The organism is Rhodanobacter lycopersici (genome assembly GCF_040812335.1).
Taxonomy (GTDB): Bacteria; Pseudomonadota; Gammaproteobacteria; order Xanthomonadales; family Rhodanobacteraceae; genus Rhodanobacter_A; species Rhodanobacter_A lycopersici.
Map to the genome: position 1 here is coordinate 140,182 of NZ_JBFOHK010000003.1, position 16,528 is coordinate 156,709.

Genomic DNA, 16,528 nt, shown 5'->3' on the forward strand with positions numbered 1-16,528 from the left:
GGAGCCCGCCATGAGCATCCAGATCGGCCAGCCGCTGCCCGACGTCGAGATCAAGGCCATCGTCGACGGCCGCATCGAGGCCACCCGTACCGGCACGCTGTTCGCCGGCCGCAAGGCGGTGCTGTTCGCCGTGCCCGGCGCCTTCACCCCCACCTGCTCGGAAAAACACCTGCCGGGCTACGTGCAGCAACACGAGGTGTTCCGCGCACGCGGCATCGCGGTGTACTGCCTTGCCGTCAACGACGCCTATGTGATGCAGGCCTGGGCTGCTGCACAACAGGTACCGCCCGACCTGCTGCTGCTCGCCGACGGCAACGCCAGCTTCACCCGCGCACTGGACCTGGAACGGGATGGCAGCGCCTATGGCATGGGCCTGCGTGCGCGCCGCTTCGCGCTGTACGCGGAAGACGGCGTGGTACGCCAGCTGCACGTGGAAGCACCAGGCGAGTTCCGCGTGTCCGGCGCGGAAGCGGTACTGGCGGCGCTCGGGGGCTGAGTCCTTTCGCGCGGCGGTCGGGGCGCGGTGATACAGTCCGCGCCAGCGCGGCGAAGCCCCGGCCTGCTGCGCCATCCGCCATCACCGAAGGGCATTGCCATGCGATACGCCTTGTTCGACAGCCGCCGCGATGAACTGCTTCTGCTGGCCCGCATCCTGCTGATGGTGCTGTTCGTGCTGTTCGGCTGGAGCAAGCTCACCGACTACGGTGGAACCAGCGCCTACATGGCGGCCGAGGGCCTGCCGCTGCCCGCGCTGGCCGCGGCCGTGGTCATCCTGATGGAGTTCTTCGTGGGCCTGGCGATCGTGCTCGGCTTCTGGACGCGGCCGCTGGCACTGCTGCTGGCCCTGTATACGCTGGGCACGGCGTTGATCGGGCACCACTACTGGACGATGGCTGGCGCCGAGCGCATGGCCAACATGATCAACTTCTACAAGAACCTGTCGATCATCGGCGGCCTGTTGCTGCTGTGCCTCACCGGCCCCGGCAGATATTCGATCGATCGCCGGTAAGCGCCGCGCATGGCGAGCGCTGCGAACGCTCAGAAATCCCGGCTTCCGCTCAACAGCACGCTGCGGCCGCAGTGCAACGGCACGAAGGTTTCGTCGAATTCGACGTCATGCAGATTGCGGTCGAGCAGGTTGCGCGCGCCCAGCGTGACGGTCCAGCGCCGTCCCTGCCATGACACGTTCGCGTCCACCTGCGCCTGGCCCGGTATGGCGAAATACGCCGAGTCGTCCGACAGTTCGCCGCGGCTGGCACTGCGCGCCAGCACACCACCGGCCACGCCCCAGCCACGCAACGGGCCGCCCTGCAGGCGGTAACTGGCCCACAGGTTGAAGTGCTGCCGCGGCAGGCCTACGGGTGGCGTACCGTCGTGATTGCTCACCAATGCGTTGCTGTATGCGGCGCTCAGGTCCAGCCCGGGGGCAAGTCTTCCGTTGAATTCCAGTTCGACGCCACGATTGGACTGCCCGGGGCCGGGAATGCCGTAATACGGCGGCCGCGGTGAACCGAGGTCGTTGCTGTGGTCAAGCATGATGCGGTAGACCGCCGCGGTGAGCATGGCGCGCTGGTCGAACAGCATCAGCTTCGTGCCGGCTTCCAGCTGCCGCGAATGCGAGGGCAGCAACGGCTGACCGTTCTTGCCCAGCACCTCGTTCGCCTGGAAACCGCTGTAGGCGCTGGCGTACAACGACAGCAGCGGCGTGAGCTTGTACAACAGCCCGGCGTTGGGCACCCACTGCGACTTGTGTTCGGTCAACGGATTGCCGCTGGCGTCCAGCGTGGCGAGTTCGTAGGTCGTGCGCCGCAAGGCCAGCAACACGTCCCAGCGTTCGCCCAGCGCGATCTGGTCCTGCAGGAATACCGCGTGATCGATCGCCCAGGGATCACCCGGCACATCCGCGTTGAAGTTCGAACCCGGGCCAGTCACCGACGACACCGGCGGCAGCGGTGGACTCGTGTACAGGTTGTAGCCGGACTGCGGCGGGAAGCCCAGCACGGCATCGACTCTGCCGGACTGCGACCGCGAGTAGTCGAAGCCGGCGACCAGCACGTGCTGGATCGCGCCGCTGTCGAAGCGTCCCACGATGTCGTTCTGCAGGGTGTAGAACGCATCGCCGTAGTGATACCGCTCGGCCATCGGGCTCGCGTCGCCGTCTGTCGAGAAACCGCCGAGGTACCATTCCTGCACGCTGGAATCCTGCCGCACGTACTGGCCACGGCTGCGGAACGTCCAGGTATCGTCGAAACGATGCTCGAACGCATACGACAAGCGGGTGGTGCGGAACAGCGAGTGGTCCGAGGGGTTGCCGGTCATCAGGCCCGGCGACGTCTCGCTGGACAGGCTGCCGCCCAGCATCACCGCGTAATCGGGAATCGGCTCGTGCCGCACGATGCGCTCGACCGACACCGTCAGCCTGTTCGCCCCGCTGCGCCAGCCAATGGAGGGCGCCAGGTAACCGTTGCGCTGGCCCCGCCGGCCCTGCCGGGTCCGGTCCGCGTATTCGGCGGAAGCCACCAGGCGATACGTCCACTCGCCTCCCTTGCCCAGCGGCCCACCCAGATCGACGCCGAGCTGGCTGCCGCCATACTGGCCCATCGAAAAGTAGAGCTTGTGCACGGGCGTTGCCGTCGGCTGCTTCATCACCAGGTTGATGAGGCCGCCGAAATTGTTGCTGACCGAGGCATCGCCGATGATCGCCTGCGGCCCCTTCAGCACCTCCACGTGGTCGATGCCGATCAGCGGTGGAAAATCGCCATAGGACACGATGCTGTTGGGCAACCCGTCGATCATGCCGTTGCCTACCTGGAAACCGCGCACCAGGAACACCGGCAGCGCATCCGAGCCATCCAGGAACAGCACGCCGGCCACGTTGCGCACGGCATCGGCCACGCTGCTCGCCTGCTGCGAATCAAGCAGTGCATGTGGCACCTCGCTCACCGAAGCCGGCAGTTCGAGCAAGTCGGTATCCACGCGCGTGGCGCCATCGCCGACATCCACCAGATAATCGCCCCGGTCGATCTCGCCAGTGGCGACCACCGGCGCCAATTGCCGGACATCGGGCCGCGTGGCGGGCGCCGTGGCTGTTTTCGATGCAGCAGGCAACGGCTTCACCACCACCGTCCGGGCATCGACGAAGCTGAAGGTCAGCCCCGTGCCCTGCAACAGCTGCCCAAGCGCGGCCGCAGCCGTGCAGTCGGCGCTGACGCCAGGCGAATGCACGGCATCGACCTTGCCGCCTGCAGTGAGCACCTGCATGTCCGCCTGCCGGCCGAACGCGATCAGCGCAGTGGCAAGCGACTGCGGCGGTATCGCGAAATGCAGGGCGGCCGCCGCATCGACGGCCCGGCATGGCGCAGCCGCCGCCGCGAGGGCAGCCATCATTGGCAGCAGGCCGAACCGGCTCATGGCATCCATTTGCCCCACGCGAAAGCCGCGATTTTCGCATGCGGAGGGGATGAAGTGAGATGCCGCCGGCTCACCTCCCGGAAGGTGGCCCCATCTTTTTCGTTCAGCGTTGCGGTACGGACGCCTTGCTGGTGGAGAGCGTCACCGCGCGCGCGCCCATGTCCACCTGCAGCGGAAACACCTGCGGCAACGCGCGCAGCCAGCCTTCGATATCGTCGGTGTGGACCGTGCCAGTGAAGCTGAGGTCGGCCAGGTCGGCGCCATCCAGCCGCACCGGCTTGTTGCTGTAGCGGTTGACGCTGGCGATCACCACGGCCAGCGATTCGTCCACGAATTCCAGGCGGTTGCTGCGCCAGCCGATGGCCTGCTCCGGCGTGACCGTACCCAGGCTCAGCGCGTGCGCGGCGGGATCCCAGACCACGCGCTGACCGGCCCCGGCATCGAGGGTCCGGCCCGGGGCCGAAGCTCCCACCACCGGTTCGGCGACCCGCACCTGGCCCCGGGTCACTGCCACCGCCACCCTGGACCCCGTAAGGCGGACGTCGAAGGCCGTGCCGATGTCGCGCACGGTGATGTCGCCGGCATCGACTTCGAACGGGTGTTGCGCGTCGTGTACCACCTGGAAATAGGCCTCGCCGGCCTCCAGCGACACCCGGCGTCCGCCATGGCCGAAACGCACGCTGAGGCGACTGGCGCCGCCCAGCGCCACCTTGCTGCCATCCGCCAGCACGATGTCGCGGTTCTGCCCGGTGGCGCTCGCATAGACCGCCGGCGCGCCGGTGTCGCCCGCAAAGCGCCACCACGACAGGAAACCAGCACCGATCACCAGCACCACTGCGGCTGCCGCGGCCAGCGGCAGCCAGCGGCGGCCAGGTGCGGCGGGCGGCGCGAATTCATCCAGCAACTGGCGGCGCGCAGCCGCATCCAGCGTGCGTAGCTGTTCGCCGAATGCGCTGACGTATTCGAAGGCCGCGAGATGGCGTTCGTCCTGCGCCGTCCAGTCCAGCCACTGCTCCATGGTGGCTTCGGCGCCGTGCGGATCGCGCAGGCGCGTCCACCAGTCGGCAGCGGCCAGCAGTGTCTGTTCGTCGGCATTTGGGGTGTTGGCCATCACGGCATCTCCCGTTCTTCGATCCGCGCGCGGCAGTGGGCCAGCGCGCGGGTGACGTGGTAGCGCACCATGCGTGCGCTGAGTTTCATGGCCTGGGCGATCGCCTCGAAATCACGCCCCTCGATCGCGTACAGCACGAATGCGCGACTGGTCTTGGCCGGCAATTCGCGCAGCGCCACATGCAGCTCCCGCCACTGCTGGGTCGCCGCGACATGGCGTTCGGGCAGCGGCGCCAGGTGCAGCTCGGGTTGTGCTTCCAGCCGCTCCTCGGTCGGGACGCCTTCGCGCAGCCTGCGCATGCGCAGGCGGTCCACGGCGAGGTTCGCCGCGATGCGGAACAGGAAGGCGCGCAGCGAGTCGATCTGCTCGGGGTGCTCCAGCGTGAGCATGCGCATATAGGTTTCCTGCGCCAGCTCCTGCGCATCGGCCAGCGAGCCGAGCCGGCATTGCAGGAATGCCAGCAGCGCACGATTGTGCTCGCGGAACAGTGCCTCCACCCGGGTCGCGTACCCGGGCAACGTCGCAACATCAATGAAATCCGGTTGATTCATGAGACTTCCACGCAGACTCCCTGGAACGGATGACGGGAGCCTGGCATTTCTGGTTGCGACATGCGCGGCCGATGGCGCTCCGGCATCGGTCCCAGCGCCCAGGTCAAAAGGCGCTCGGCCTCGATGCGCAGGGCCTCGCGCCTGCGGAATGCGGAGCGGTGCTGGCTGGGCACCGCTGCCTCGGTCTTGCGCTCCGGCTGCATCGGCAGCTCGAACCAGCCACCACCGACCACCCTGCCCTGCTGCTCCTGCCAGTACGCATCGTAATCCGCCACGAAGCGGCGGCGCACACTGCGCAGGGGATGGGCCGCATTGCCCACCGCCAGCACCCGTGCGATGCCCCAGTGTCGCGCCAGCGCACGAACCAGCGCCAGCATCAGGCACTTGGGGCGCATGCCATGCAGATTGCGCGTGAGCACGCGCACCGTCTCCCGCGCCTCGGTACCCACCGGTCCCTGCAGGCAGCCGATCACCAGGGTCGGATGCTGGTCGATCACCGTGACCACGATGCGATACAGCGGGTTGGCCAGCTCATCGGCCAGTTGGATGCACAGCTCGCCCTCGCAACCGAGGAAGATCGGCGGCCGCAGGCTCAGGATCAGCCGACTGCCGTCCTTCAGGGTCAGCAGCCCCAGCGGTGCGCCGCCCTCCGCGTAGACCGCGCGGAACAACGGAGCGGGCATCGCCGCGAGCAGGTGCCGGTAGTGCTGGCGGATCGCCCGCAGGCGCTGATGGCGGCTCCAGCCCAGGTTGAGGTAGCGATGGAAGTGGCGTTCCAGCATGCGCGGATCGCGGCGCCGGAATGCCTGCAGCATCGGTTCGTCTTCGACGAGGGCCAGATAGTCCCCGTGCTGGCGGAACATCAGCAGGCTGCGAACGACATACTTGACCGTCATCAGCGCATGCCTGCCCGTGTCTCCGCGCCAGTCGAAACGGCCGCGCAGCGAACGCAGGAAATGCGCGACCGGCAGTCCCGCGATTGCATCGCCGCGCCAGCCGGCCTGCATCGTCCCGGACCCTGCCACGCACCGCAGCACCGGCCGGTTCGCCACCGGCACGGCGGCAACCGCACTGCGCAGGGAGTGTTCCATTTCGTTCAAGGTCGTCGGTCCGCTATCGATCACGTCAGTTGCAAGACGTTTGCGGTCCCGAAAATTGAAACGGCGACGAAGCTGCCGCGAACTCCGTACGCGAAAAGCCCCGGACCAGGCCGGGGCTTTTCGCGGCGCACCTGCCATATCAGGCTGAAATCAGGTTTCGTCCGTACCCGCTTCCGTTGCAGCATCGCCTTCGGGCGGCATGCCTTCGATGACCGCCCCGGCTTCCTCGCCGTTGTCTTCCTCGGCCTCCAGGCGGACCACGCTGACCAGCGACTCCTCGGCCGGCAGGCGGATCAGGGTGACGCCCTGCGTGATGCGGCCGACCTTGGCGATTTCCGCGGCGCGCGTGCGCACCAGGGTGCCCTGGTCGGAGATCAGCATGATCTCGTGCGTGTCATCGAGAGACACGGCCCCGACCAGGTTGCCGTTGCGCTCGGAGCACTGGATGCCGATGACACCCTGGATGCCACGGCCCTTGCGCGGATACTTCGACAGCGGCGTGCGCTTGCCGTAGCCACGCGCAGTCGCGGTGAGCACGTAGGTTTCCGACGGGGATGCGGACTCGTCGACCAGATCCTCGGCCTCGTCCATGTCGCTCGCCTCGTCGCCGCCGGCCTGCTCGGCCGCATGCTCGACCACCAGCAGGGACACGACCTGTGCCCCTTCGGCAAGGCGGATGCCGCGCACGCCCGTGGCGGTGCGGCCCATGACGCGCACTTCGTTCTCGGCAAAGCGCACGGCGCGACCGTTGGAAGCAAACAGCATCACGTCGCTGCTGCCGTCGGTGAGCTCCACGTTGACCAGCGCATCGCCCTCGTCGAGGTTGATCGCGATCTTGCCCTTCTGCAACTGGAACGCGAATTCGCTGAGCGGCGTCTTCTTCACCGTGCCGTGCTTGGTGGCGAAGAACACGTAGCGGTCCTCGCCGTATTCGCGCACCGGCAGCACCGCCTGCACCTTCTCGCCCGCGGCCAGCGGCAGCAGGTTGATGATCGGTTTGCCGCGTGCGCCCGCGCCCGCTTCCGGTATCTGGTAGACCTTGAGCCAGTACACGCGACCGGTGCTGGTGAAGGTGAGCAGGGTGTCGTGGGTGTTGACCACCCACAGCTGCTCGACGAAATCCTCGTCCTTCAGCGCGGAGGCGGAACGCCCCTTGCCGCCACGCCGTTGCGCACGATAGGTGCTGGCCGGCTGGCGCTTGATGTAGCCGGTGTGCGACAGCGTCACCACCATGTCTTCCGGCGCGATCAGGTCGAGGACGTTCAAGTCCTCCTGCGAGTGCTGGATCTCGGTGCGGCGCGCGTCGCCGAATTCGTCCTTGACCGTCTCCAGCTCTCCGCGGATCACCGCGAGCAGGCGTTCCGGGTTTTCCAGGATCTCGATCAGGCCGCGGATGGTTTCCAGGATCTCGCGGTATTCGTCGGACAGCTTCTCCTGCTCCAGCCCGGTGAGGCGATGCAGGCGCATCGCGAGGATTTCCTGCGCCTGCACCTCGGAGAGCTGGTAGCCCGCGGGCTTGAGGCCGTCGCGCGGGTCCATGTCCTCCGGCCGCGAAGCCTCGGCGCCGGCGCCGGCGAGCAGCGCGCCCACCATGCCAGGCTGCCACTTGCGCGCCAGCATGCGCTCGCGCGCCTCCTGTGGCGAGGCCGAGGTCTTGATCAGCTCGATCATCTCGTCGATGTTGGCGAGCGCGACGGTGAGGCCTTCCAGGATGTGGGCGCGGGCGCGCGCCTTGCGCAGATCGAAGATGGTGCGCCGGGTCACCACCTCGCGGCGGTGGCGGATGAAGGCCTCGAGGATGTCCTTGAGGTTCAGCAAGCGCGGCTGGCCGTCCAGCAGCGCCACCATGTTGATGCCGAAAGTCACCTGCAGCTGGGTCTGCTGGAACAGGTTGTTCAGCACCACGTCGGCCATCGCGTCCTTGCGGATCTCGATGACGATGCGCATGCCGTCCTTGTCGGACTCGTCGCGCAGTTCGCTGATGCCCTCGAGCCTCTTTTCCTTGACCAGCTCGGCGATCTTCTCGATCAGCCGCGCCTTGTTCACCTGGTAGGGCAGCTCGTGGACGAGGATGGTCTCGCGGCCGTTGCTCTCGGTCTCGATCTCGGTCCTGGCGCGCACCAGGATGCGGCCGCGACCGGTGCGGTAGGCCTCGATGATGCCGGACGAGCCGTTGATGATGCCGGCGGTGGGGAAATCCGGCCCCGGGATGTAGTGCATCAGGTCGGCGACCGACAGCGTCGGCTCGTCGATCAGCGCGATGGTGGCGGCCACCACCTCGTTGAGGTTGTGCGGCGGCACGTTGGTGGCCATGCCCACCGCGATGCCGGCCGAACCGTTCACCAGCAGGTTCGGCACGCGCGTGGGCAGCACCAGCGGTTCGTGCTCGCTCTCGTCGTAGTTCGGGCCGAAGTCGACGGTTTCCTTGTCGATGTCGGCGAGCAGTTCGTGGGTGAGGCGCGACATGCGCACCTCGGTGTAGCGCATCGCCGCCGCGTTGTCGCCGTCGACCGAGCCGAAGTTGCCCTGGCCGTCGACCAGCATGTAGCGCAGCGAGAACGGCTGCGCCATGCGCACGATGGCGTCGTACACCGAGGCGTCGCCGTGCGGGTGGTATTTACCGATCACGTCGCCGACCACGCGGGCCGACTTCTTGTAGGGCTTGTTCCAGGCGTTGCCCAGCTCGTTCATCGCGAACAGCACGCGGCGATGCACCGGCTTCAGGCCGTCGCGCACGTCCGGCAGCGCGCGGCCCACGATCACGCTCATCGCGTAGTCGAGATAGCTCTGGCGCATCTCGTCTTCGATATTGACGCGGATGACTTCTTTGGCGAGTTCTGCCATCAATCGGCTTCCCTGATGAACGAGGAGGAGCGGCGTCGCGCCGCATTCGTGGACACGCGAAAATCAACCGTTCGAGTGTAGCACGGGCCAGCCTTTCGCGCCCCGCGAAAGACGAAAATTAAACGTTGTTTTTCAATATTTTGCGCAAAAATTGCGCAGCCTCGGCAGAGTGCCGCGAGGTGCGGTTCGCCAGCGCGTCGCGCATGCCGTTTTCAGGCGCCGAACAGGACACTCATCGCGGCCGCGTCCGGCCGCTCGATCACCCCGCGCTCGGTGACGATGGCATCGATCAGGTTCGCCGGCGTGACATCGAACACCGGGTTCCAGGCCTCGGCACCCTCGACCACCACGCGCCGGCCGCCGATGCCCAGCAGCTCGGTCGGGTCCCGCAGTTCGATCTCGATCGCCGCGCCCGAGGCCGTGGCCATGTCGACCGTGGAGGACGGCGCCGCCACCATGAACTTCACGCCGTGATGCTTCGCCGCGATCGCCAGTTGGTAGGTGCCGATCTTATTCGCGGTGTCGCCATTCGCGGCGATGCGATCGGCACCCACGATCACCCACTGCACCGCGCCCGACTTCATCAGGTGCGCGGCGGCGGAATCGGCGATCAGCTTGGCAGGGATGCCATCGCGCACCAGTTCGTACATGGTCAGCCGCGCACCCTGCTGCCACGGCCGCGTCTCGCCCGCGTACACGCGCTCGATGCGGCCCTGCGCCACGCCGGCACGGATCACGCCCAGCGCCGTACCGAAACCCGCGGTGGCCAGCGAGCCGGTGTTGCAATGGGTGAGCACGCCCGAGCCCGGCGCAATCAGCGCGGCGCCCAGTCCGCCCATGCGGCGGTTGGCGGCCAGGTCCTCGTCCTGGATCGCCTGCGCCTCGCGTTCCAGCATCTGCGCATCGGCGCCCGCCGCGATGCGCGCCTTCATGCGATCCAGCGCCCACATCAGATTCACCGCGGTGGGACGCGCCGCGCGCAGCATCGCCAGCGCCTCGTCCAGCACCCTGCCCTGCTGCGCCGCCAGCACCACGCCCCAGGCCGCGGCAATGCCGATCGCCGGGGCGCCGCGCACGGCGAGATCCCTGATCGCCTGCGTCACCTCGGCGGCGTCGCGGCAAGCTATCCAGCGCTCCTCCTGCGGCAACAGGCGCTGGTCAAGCAAGTGCAGGTGATCACCGCGCCATTGCACGGCGCGGACGCGGTCGTAACGGTCGTAATCCATCGGAATGTTCGTGTCGTGAAACGGAGAGAGTCAGGGCGATTCCGGCATCACCAGCCAGAAAATCAGGTAGATCAGGATGCCCGAACCGCCCAGCAGGGTGAGGATGATCCATGCCACCCGCACCAGGGTCGGATCCCAGCCGAGGTACTCGGCGATGCCGCCGCAGACGCCGGCCAGCGTGCGGTTCGTGCGGGAACGACAGAGACGTTTTTCCATGCTCGTGAATCCTGCGGTGAAAAGTCAGTCGCGCGCGCGCAACCACTGATGGATCGCCGGCGGCACTTCGCGCTGCGCGCGGCCGGAGACGTAGATGCCGATGTGGCCGCCCTTGAACGCCAGCTCGGTGTAGTCGGTGCTGCCCACGCGCCGGCCCAGCGCGCGCGACGCATCCGGCGGCACCAGGTGATCCTGCTCGGCGTAGATGTTCAGCACGGGCTGGTTGAGCAGGCCCAGGTCCACTTCGCGGCCGCCGATGACCAACCCGCCCTTCACCAGCTTGTTGCCCTGGTAGAAGTCCTTGATGAACTGGCGGAAGGCTTCGCCGGCCTGGTCGGGCGAATCGAAGATCCAGCGTTCCATGCGCAGGAAGTTCTCCAGCTCGACGGGCTTGTCCAGGATGTCGACCAGGCCCACGTATTTCTGCTGGTTCAGCCGCACCGGCTTCAGCGTGAGGTAGACCCAGTTCATCAGCATCGCCGGCACGTTGCCGAGGGTGTCGACGAACAGGTCCGCGTCCAGCTCGCGGCACCAGTGCGAGAGCATGTTGTCCGGCGTCTGGAAATCCACCGGCGTGACCATGGTGACGAGGTTCTTCACCTTGTCCGGGTGCATCGCCGAGTAGCACAGCGAGAACGCACCGCCCTGGCAGATGCCGAGCAGGTTGATCGCATCCAGCCCGTGGCGCTCGCGCACCGCGTCCACGCAGCGGTCGAGGTAACCGTTGAGGTAGTCGTCCAGGGTCAGCCAGCGGTCGGCGCCGTCGGGGTAGCCCCAGTCGATGAGGTAGACGTCCTCGCCCTGTGCCAGCAGGTTGCGCACCAGCGAGCGGTCGGGTTGCAGGTCGGTCATCCACACCGTGTTGACTAGCGCATAGACGATCAGCGTGGGTGTCCGCGCGGTGGGTGCGCGGTCGCCCTGCATGTGCCACAGCTTCAGCTTGTCCTCGGCATACACCAGCTCGCGCGGCGTGTTGGCATAACCGGGCTCGCTCATGCCGCGCAACTGGCCCATGCCGGCGCTGAGCTTGCGCTGGAACGTGCCGATTTCCTGCATCAGCCGGGTGGGATCGAGATGGAGCGGAGTGTCCATGGGCATTCCCTGTCAGCGCTTGCGCGGACTGCTGGCGGATGACGACTTGCCGCGCGCGGGCGCCTTGGCAGCCGCGCGCTTGGCCGTGGTCTTCGGTTTCGGCCCGGCTGGTCCGGCTGCAGCCAGCGCAGCGAGTTCGCGCTTCAAGGCCGCCACTTCGCGCCGCAGCGCGAGGATTTCATCGGCAGCTGCGCCACTGCCCTGCTTGCGCAGGTCGCGGCGCAGCTGCTGCAGACGCTCGCCCAGCGAGGAAACTTCCTCCCGGGTAGGCAGGCCCAGTTCGCGGCACAGCTGGCCGGTCTGGTGCTGCTGCAGCCGGCGCACGCGCATCTGGGTGTTGACCATCTCGCCGTAGGCCGCGCGGAACTCCTCGGACAATGCGATCTCTGCATAGGCCTCCTCGGCGGCGTCCACCCACAGGTCGTACAGCGCCTTCAACGACTCGATCGGCGGGCTCGTTGCGTCACGCTGCGCGAGCCGTGCCTGCAGGCGCTCCAGCCCCTGTGCGTTCGCGCGCTGGATCAGCTCCTGGTAGCGCGCGTTCGCCTCCAGCGCCGCCTGGATCGCGGCCGCCAGCTCCTGCTGCTGCATCAACTGTTCGCGATGCAGGCCGAACGCCGGTACCGGGCCATTGTTCATGGCGCCCGGCATGGAGAAGCCGCTGGTCTGCATCGACTGCAGCCAGGCCTGCCACTGCTGCACGAAACCCTGTGCGGCGGCGTTGTCGATGCCGTTGAAGGCCTGGGTGAAGGGCTGGTTGCCGGAACCCGCCCAGGCACGCAGCAGGGTCTGCCAGTCCGCACCCGGCTGGCTGGCACCGGCCGCCGCCACGCCCTGCATCCAGTCGAAGCAACCCTTGAGCCCGGCCAGCGTGCGTTCCAGCGCCTCGCTTCCGGCCGGCGGCGGTGCGGCGGGCTGTGGCTGCAATTGACGCAACCACGCATCCCAGGATTGCTGGGCGAGCACCTGCCAGTCCTTGATGAAATCGCCTGCCTGTCCGCTCATCGCGCGTCCTCGTCCGCCACGCATGCATCGTAGCAAAAGCGTGTTGCACGAAACGCTCGAAGTCCTTGCGACCGTCCCTGATCGCGAGAGCCTGTTTACGATCTCCGCATGGCCCGTGCCCGGTAGGAGCGCACCCTGTGCGCGAATGCTTTTCGCTCTGACCGAAGTGCCGGAGCCATCGCGCACAGGGTGCGCTCCTACCGGCTGGCATGGGATTGATGCCCGCGTTGCCTTGCCTCCGTGTTGCGGCCACGGCAAGGCAACGCAGGCCGTGCAGAGATCGTAAACAGGCTCTGAAAATCAAACGGGCGGCCATCCATGGCCCATTCCCCATAAACGAACGAGGCCCGGCATGGCCGGGCCTCGTTCAGACCACTTTCTCGTGACGGCTCGGGCTGCTCAGCCCTCGCCCTCGGCCACCGCCTTCATGGACAGGCGGATGCGACCCTGCTTGTCCACTTCCAGCACCTTGACCTTGACGATGTCGCCTTCCTTGAGCTTGTCGGAGACCTTCTCGACGCGCTCGTTGGAGATCTGCGACACGTGCACCAGGCCGTCCTTGCCCGGCATGATGGTGACGAACGCGCCGAAGTCCATCAGCTTGGCGACCTTGCCCTCGTAGATGCGGCCCGGCTCGACGTCGGAGACGATCTGCTCGATGCGCTTCTTCGCCGCCTCGCCCGCGTCGCGGTTGACCGAGGCGATGATCACGGTGCCGTCGTCGTTGATGTCGATGGTGGCGCCGGTCTCCTCGGTGATCGAGCGGATGGTGGCGCCGCCCTTGCCGATGACTTCGCGGATCTTGTCCGGGTGGATCTTGATGGTGATCAGGCGCGGCGCGTACTCGCTCATCTCGGTGCGCGCGGTGCTGAGGGCCTTGGCCATCTCGCCGAGGATGTGCAGGCGGCCGCGCTTGGCCTGGGCCAGCGCCACCTTCATGATCTCCTCGGTGATGCCGTCGATCTTGATGTCCATCTGCAGGGCGCTGATGCCCTCGGACGAACCGGCCACCTTGAAGTCCATGTCGCCGAGGTGATCCTCGTCGCCGAGGATGTCGGACAACACCACGAAGTCGTCGCCTTCCTTCACCAGGCCCATCGCGATGCCGGCCACCGGCGCCTTCAGCGGCACGCCCGCGTCCATCATCGCCAGCGAGGAACCGCACACCGAGGCCATCGACGAGGAGCCGTTGGACTCGGTGATTTCCGAGACCACGCGCAGCACGTACGGGAACTGCTCCATCGAGGGCTTCACCGCCTGCACGCCGCGCTTGGCGAGGCGGCCATGGCCGATCTCGCGACGCTTCGGCGCGCCGAAACGGCCGGCCTCGCCCACCGAGAACGGCGGGAAGTTGTAGTGGAACAGGAACGGATCCTTCGACTCGCCGGCCGGCGCGTCGATGATCTGCGCGTCGCGCGTGGTGCCGAGGGTGACCACCACCAGCGCCTGCGTCTCGCCGCGGGTGAACAGCGCCGAGCCGTGGGTGCGCGGCAGCACACCCACGCGGGCGGTGATCGCGCGCACGTCGTCGAGCTGGCGGCCGTCGATGCGCACCTTGGTCTTCAGCACGCTGTCGCGCAGGGTGCGGTACTCGAGCTCGCCGAACTCCTTGGCGAGTTCGGCCTTGTCCCAGCCCTTCGCCTCGGCGTCGGCCTTCAGCGACTCCAGCACGTCGGCCTTGATCGTGGCAATCGCGTCGCGGCGCTGCAGCTTGTCGCGCACCTGGAAGGCGGCTTCCAGCTTGTCGCCCACGGCGCCCTTGAGCGCGGCGACCAGCGACTCGTTGCGGGCCGGCGGCTGCCAGTCCAGCGACGGGCGGGCGGCCTCGGTGGCCAGCTCGGCGATCGCGCGGATCGCCACCTGCATCTGCTGGTGACCGAACACCACCGCGCCGAGCATCACGTCCTCGGACAGCAGTTCGGCCTCGGACTCCACCATCAGCACTGCACCGGCGGTACCGGCGACGACCAGGTCCAGCTGGGAGCCGGCCAGTTCGCTGGTGGTCGGGTTCAGCAGGTACTGGCCGTTCGCGTAGCCGACGCGGGCGGCGCCGATCGGGCCCTTGAACGGGATGCCGGCGAGGCTCAGCGCAGCGGAGGCGCCGATCAGCGCCGGGATGTCACCGTCGATCTCGGGGTTGAGCGAAACGACCTGGGCGATCACCTGGACTTCGTTCTTGAAGTCCTCCGGGAACAGCGGGCGCACCGGACGGTCGATCAGGCGCGAGGTCAGCGTCTCCTTCTCGGTCGGGCGGCCTTCGCGCTTGAAGAAGCCACCCGGGATGCGACCGGCGGAGTAGAACTTCTCGACGTAGTCGACGGTGAGCGGGAAGAAGTCCTGGCCTTCCTTCGCCTTGGCCGCGGCCACCGCGGTGACCAGCACCACGGTGCCGCCCATGCTGACCATCACCGCACCGGAAGCCTGGCGGGCGATTTCGCCCGTCTCCAGCGTGACTTCGTGATTACCGTACTGGAATGACTTGGTTACTTTCGCCATGTTGATTTCCTGATTTGACCTGTGCGTTCACGGGCGAACGCAGAACCTTGGAGAGCGCGGCCATGGACGGATGGCCGCCCTTTTGACTTTCGCGTTCAGGACGAACGCAAAAGTTACCTCCGGAGGCCGAGGCGCTCGATCAGGCTCTGGTAACGGGCCAGGTCGCGGTCCTTGAGATAGGCGAGCAGGCTCTTGCGGCGGTTCACCAGCTTCAGCAGGCCGCGGCGGGAATGGTGATCCTGCTTGTGCGACTTGAAGTGATCGGTGAGGTGGTCGATGCGGGCGGACAGCAGCGCCACCTGCACTTCGGCGGAGCCGGTGTCGTTCGGCACGCGGCCGAAGTCAGCGATGATCTTGCCGGTCTGTTCTGCGGTAAGAGACATGGTGATACCTGTTTCCTTGAAAATGCGATGCGAAGCTTGCGTTTGCACCATCCCCGATGGCGCAAACGCAAGCTTCGACTATGGATGAAAGTGTCGGAATAACTTGTTTATTCTAACGGCTGCGCGGGCTTGGCAACAAGGGCGATGGAACGGCCGGGTTCACGGCGGCGGCAGGTTGAAGCCGCGCAGGATGCGGCTGCGGCCATCCGCATCCAGTTCCAGCAGCGCCAGCAGGGCGCCGTCACTGGCAAATGCGGCATGCGGTCCGCTGACCCCGGCCACCACGATGGGCTGGCCCCGTGCGATGGCCTGGCTCTGCACCTCGTCCAGAGGCAGTTTCGGCCAATCGCCCAGCCCCGCCGCCACCGGCAGCAGCCATGCCAGCAGGGCTTCATCGCCCTGCCCGGCCGCCTGCTCCAGCTGCGCCAGCGTGACCATGTGCGGTTCGCGGAACGGTTCCACCCACAGCCGCCGCAAGGCACTGAGATGGGCACCGCAGCCCAGCGCCTCGCCCAGATCGACCGCCAGCGAGCGCACATAGGTGCCCGAGCCGCACTCCACCTCGAAAACCAGGGTATCCGCCGTACGGGAAAGCAGTTCCAGCCGGTGGATCTCCACTTCGCGCGGCGGCGCTTCCACGGCCTCGCCACGGCGCGCCTTGAGGTACAACGGCTCGCCGCCCTGCTTCAGCGCCGAATACGCCGGGGGCACCTGGACGATGCGGCCGCGCAACGGTGCCAGCGCCGCCTCGACGGTCGCGCCATCCAGCGCCGGCACCGATCGCTGCCGCAGCGGTTCACCCTCGCGGTCGGCCGTGGTCGTGGCGATGCCCAGCCGGCACTCGGCCAGGTAGGCCTTGCGCGCGCCGAGCAGGTTGCCGGCCAGCTTGGTGGCCTCGCCGAAGCACAGCGGCAGCAGGCCGGTGGCCATCGGATCGAGCGCGCCGGTATGACCGCCCTTGGCGGCGCGGAACAGGCGGCGCACCTCCTGCAAAGCCTGGTTGGAACTCAGGCCTTCGGGTTTGTCGAGCAGCACGATGCCGTGCAGGTCGCGCCAGGCGATGCGGGGGAGCTTGCGTTCGCGGGGCATGGAC

General features: G+C 67.2%; 14 protein-coding genes. 2 read left to right on the forward strand and 12 right to left on the reverse strand.

What is annotated here, in order from left to right; genetic code table 11:
• Positions 1-10: 10 nt before the first annotated feature.
• Together ABQJ54_RS11980 and ABQJ54_RS11985 are read left to right on the forward strand one after the other, a co-directional pair.
• Positions 11-496, forward strand: a complete 486-nt coding sequence (locus ABQJ54_RS11980) for a peroxiredoxin (protein ID WP_367854543.1) — start codon at positions 11-13, stop codon at positions 494-496.
• Positions 497-595: 99 nt separating this feature from the next.
• Complete coding sequence (locus tag ABQJ54_RS11985; RefSeq protein ID WP_367854544.1) at positions 596-1,009, forward strand: DoxX family protein; 414 nt, start codon at positions 596-598, stop codon at positions 1,007-1,009.
• 29 nt (positions 1,010-1,038) lie between these two features.
• On the opposite strand, the gene ABQJ54_RS11990 is transcribed toward ABQJ54_RS11985, so the two are convergent.
• The 12 genes from ABQJ54_RS11990 to truB form a co-directional block, all read right to left on the reverse strand.
• Complete coding sequence (locus ABQJ54_RS11990; RefSeq protein WP_367854545.1) at positions 1,039-3,411, reverse strand: TonB-dependent siderophore receptor; 2,373 nt, start codon at positions 3,409-3,411, stop codon at positions 1,039-1,041.
• A 103-nt stretch (positions 3,412-3,514) separates the two neighbouring features.
• On the reverse strand, positions 3,515-4,522 hold the full coding sequence (locus ABQJ54_RS11995; RefSeq protein WP_367854546.1) for a FecR family protein: 1,008 nt from the start codon (positions 4,520-4,522) through the stop codon (positions 3,515-3,517).
• Positions 4,522-5,073 (reverse strand): RNA polymerase sigma factor, encoded by a 552-nt coding sequence (locus tag ABQJ54_RS12000; protein WP_367854547.1) that lies wholly within the window; start codon positions 5,071-5,073, stop codon positions 4,522-4,524. The genes ABQJ54_RS11995 and ABQJ54_RS12000 overlap by 1 nt, the downstream gene beginning before the upstream one ends.
• On the reverse strand, positions 5,070-6,164 hold the full coding sequence (locus ABQJ54_RS12005) for a VirK/YbjX family protein (RefSeq protein WP_367854548.1): 1,095 nt from the start codon (positions 6,162-6,164) through the stop codon (positions 5,070-5,072). The genes ABQJ54_RS12000 and ABQJ54_RS12005 overlap by 4 nt, the downstream gene beginning before the upstream one ends.
• A 159-nt stretch (positions 6,165-6,323) precedes the next feature.
• Positions 6,324-9,017, reverse strand: a complete 2,694-nt coding sequence (gyrA, locus tag ABQJ54_RS12010) for a DNA gyrase subunit A (RefSeq protein WP_367854549.1) — start codon at positions 9,015-9,017, stop codon at positions 6,324-6,326.
• Positions 9,018-9,229: 212 nt separating this feature from the next.
• Positions 9,230-10,243 (reverse strand): S-methyl-5-thioribose-1-phosphate isomerase, encoded by a 1,014-nt coding sequence (gene mtnA, locus ABQJ54_RS12015; protein ID WP_367854550.1) that lies wholly within the window; start codon positions 10,241-10,243, stop codon positions 9,230-9,232.
• 30 nt (positions 10,244-10,273) lie between these two features.
• Complete coding sequence (locus ABQJ54_RS12020) at positions 10,274-10,459, reverse strand: PspC domain-containing protein (RefSeq protein ID WP_367854551.1); 186 nt, start codon at positions 10,457-10,459, stop codon at positions 10,274-10,276.
• Between the two features lie 24 nt (positions 10,460-10,483).
• Entirely contained in the window at positions 10,484-11,551 is a 1,068-nt protein-coding gene (locus ABQJ54_RS12025; protein ID WP_367854552.1) for a class III poly(R)-hydroxyalkanoic acid synthase subunit PhaC, read from the reverse strand.
• A gap of 12 nt (positions 11,552-11,563) precedes the next feature.
• Positions 11,564-12,556, reverse strand: a complete 993-nt coding sequence (locus tag ABQJ54_RS12030; RefSeq protein WP_367854553.1) for a poly(R)-hydroxyalkanoic acid synthase subunit PhaE — start codon at positions 12,554-12,556, stop codon at positions 11,564-11,566.
• A 399-nt stretch (positions 12,557-12,955) separates the two neighbouring features.
• Positions 12,956-15,052 (reverse strand): polyribonucleotide nucleotidyltransferase, encoded by a 2,097-nt coding sequence (gene pnp / locus ABQJ54_RS12035; protein WP_367854554.1) that lies wholly within the window; start codon positions 15,050-15,052, stop codon positions 12,956-12,958.
• A gap of 113 nt (positions 15,053-15,165) precedes the next feature.
• Positions 15,166-15,435: a 30S ribosomal protein S15 gene (rpsO, locus tag ABQJ54_RS12040; RefSeq protein WP_367854555.1), complete on the reverse strand. Its 270-nt coding sequence runs from the start codon at positions 15,433-15,435 to the stop codon at positions 15,166-15,168.
• Between the two features lie 159 nt (positions 15,436-15,594).
• Complete coding sequence (truB, locus tag ABQJ54_RS12045; protein ID WP_367854556.1) at positions 15,595-16,524, reverse strand: tRNA pseudouridine(55) synthase TruB; 930 nt, start codon at positions 16,522-16,524, stop codon at positions 15,595-15,597.
• Between the last annotated feature and the right edge of the window lie 4 nt (positions 16,525-16,528).

Excerpts from the sequence above, each read along its gene's own strand:
- ABQJ54_RS11980 (WP_367854543.1), top strand. The coding sequence starts at position 11 with ATGAGCATCCAGATCGGCCAGCCGCTGCCCGACGTCGAGATCAAGGCC.
- ABQJ54_RS11985 (WP_367854544.1), top strand. The coding sequence starts at position 596 with ATGCGATACGCCTTGTTCGACAGCCGCCGCGATGAACTGCTTCTGCTG.
- ABQJ54_RS11990 (WP_367854545.1), bottom strand. The coding sequence starts at position 3,411 with ATGAGCCGGTTCGGCCTGCTGCCAATGATGGCTGCCCTCGCGGCGGCG.
- ABQJ54_RS11995 (WP_367854546.1), bottom strand. The coding sequence starts at position 4,522 with ATGGCCAACACCCCAAATGCCGACGAACAGACACTGCTGGCCGCTGCC.
- ABQJ54_RS12000 (WP_367854547.1), bottom strand. The coding sequence starts at position 5,073 with ATGAATCAACCGGATTTCATTGATGTTGCGACGTTGCCCGGGTACGCG.
- ABQJ54_RS12005 (WP_367854548.1), bottom strand. The coding sequence starts at position 6,164 with ATGGAACACTCCCTGCGCAGTGCGGTTGCCGCCGTGCCGGTGGCGAAC.
- gyrA (WP_367854549.1), bottom strand. The coding sequence starts at position 9,017 with ATGGCAGAACTCGCCAAAGAAGTCATCCGCGTCAATATCGAAGACGAG.
- mtnA (WP_367854550.1), bottom strand. The coding sequence starts at position 10,243 with ATGGATTACGACCGTTACGACCGCGTCCGCGCCGTGCAATGGCGCGGT.
- ABQJ54_RS12020 (WP_367854551.1), bottom strand. The coding sequence starts at position 10,459 with ATGGAAAAACGTCTCTGTCGTTCCCGCACGAACCGCACGCTGGCCGGC.
- ABQJ54_RS12025 (WP_367854552.1), bottom strand. The coding sequence starts at position 11,551 with ATGGACACTCCGCTCCATCTCGATCCCACCCGGCTGATGCAGGAAATC.
- ABQJ54_RS12030 (WP_367854553.1), bottom strand. The coding sequence starts at position 12,556 with ATGAGCGGACAGGCAGGCGATTTCATCAAGGACTGGCAGGTGCTCGCC.
- pnp (WP_367854554.1), bottom strand. The coding sequence starts at position 15,052 with ATGGCGAAAGTAACCAAGTCATTCCAGTACGGTAATCACGAAGTCACG.
- rpsO (WP_367854555.1), bottom strand. The coding sequence starts at position 15,435 with ATGTCTCTTACCGCAGAACAGACCGGCAAGATCATCGCTGACTTCGGC.
- truB (WP_367854556.1), bottom strand. The coding sequence starts at position 16,524 with ATGCCCCGCGAACGCAAGCTCCCCCGCATCGCCTGGCGCGACCTGCAC.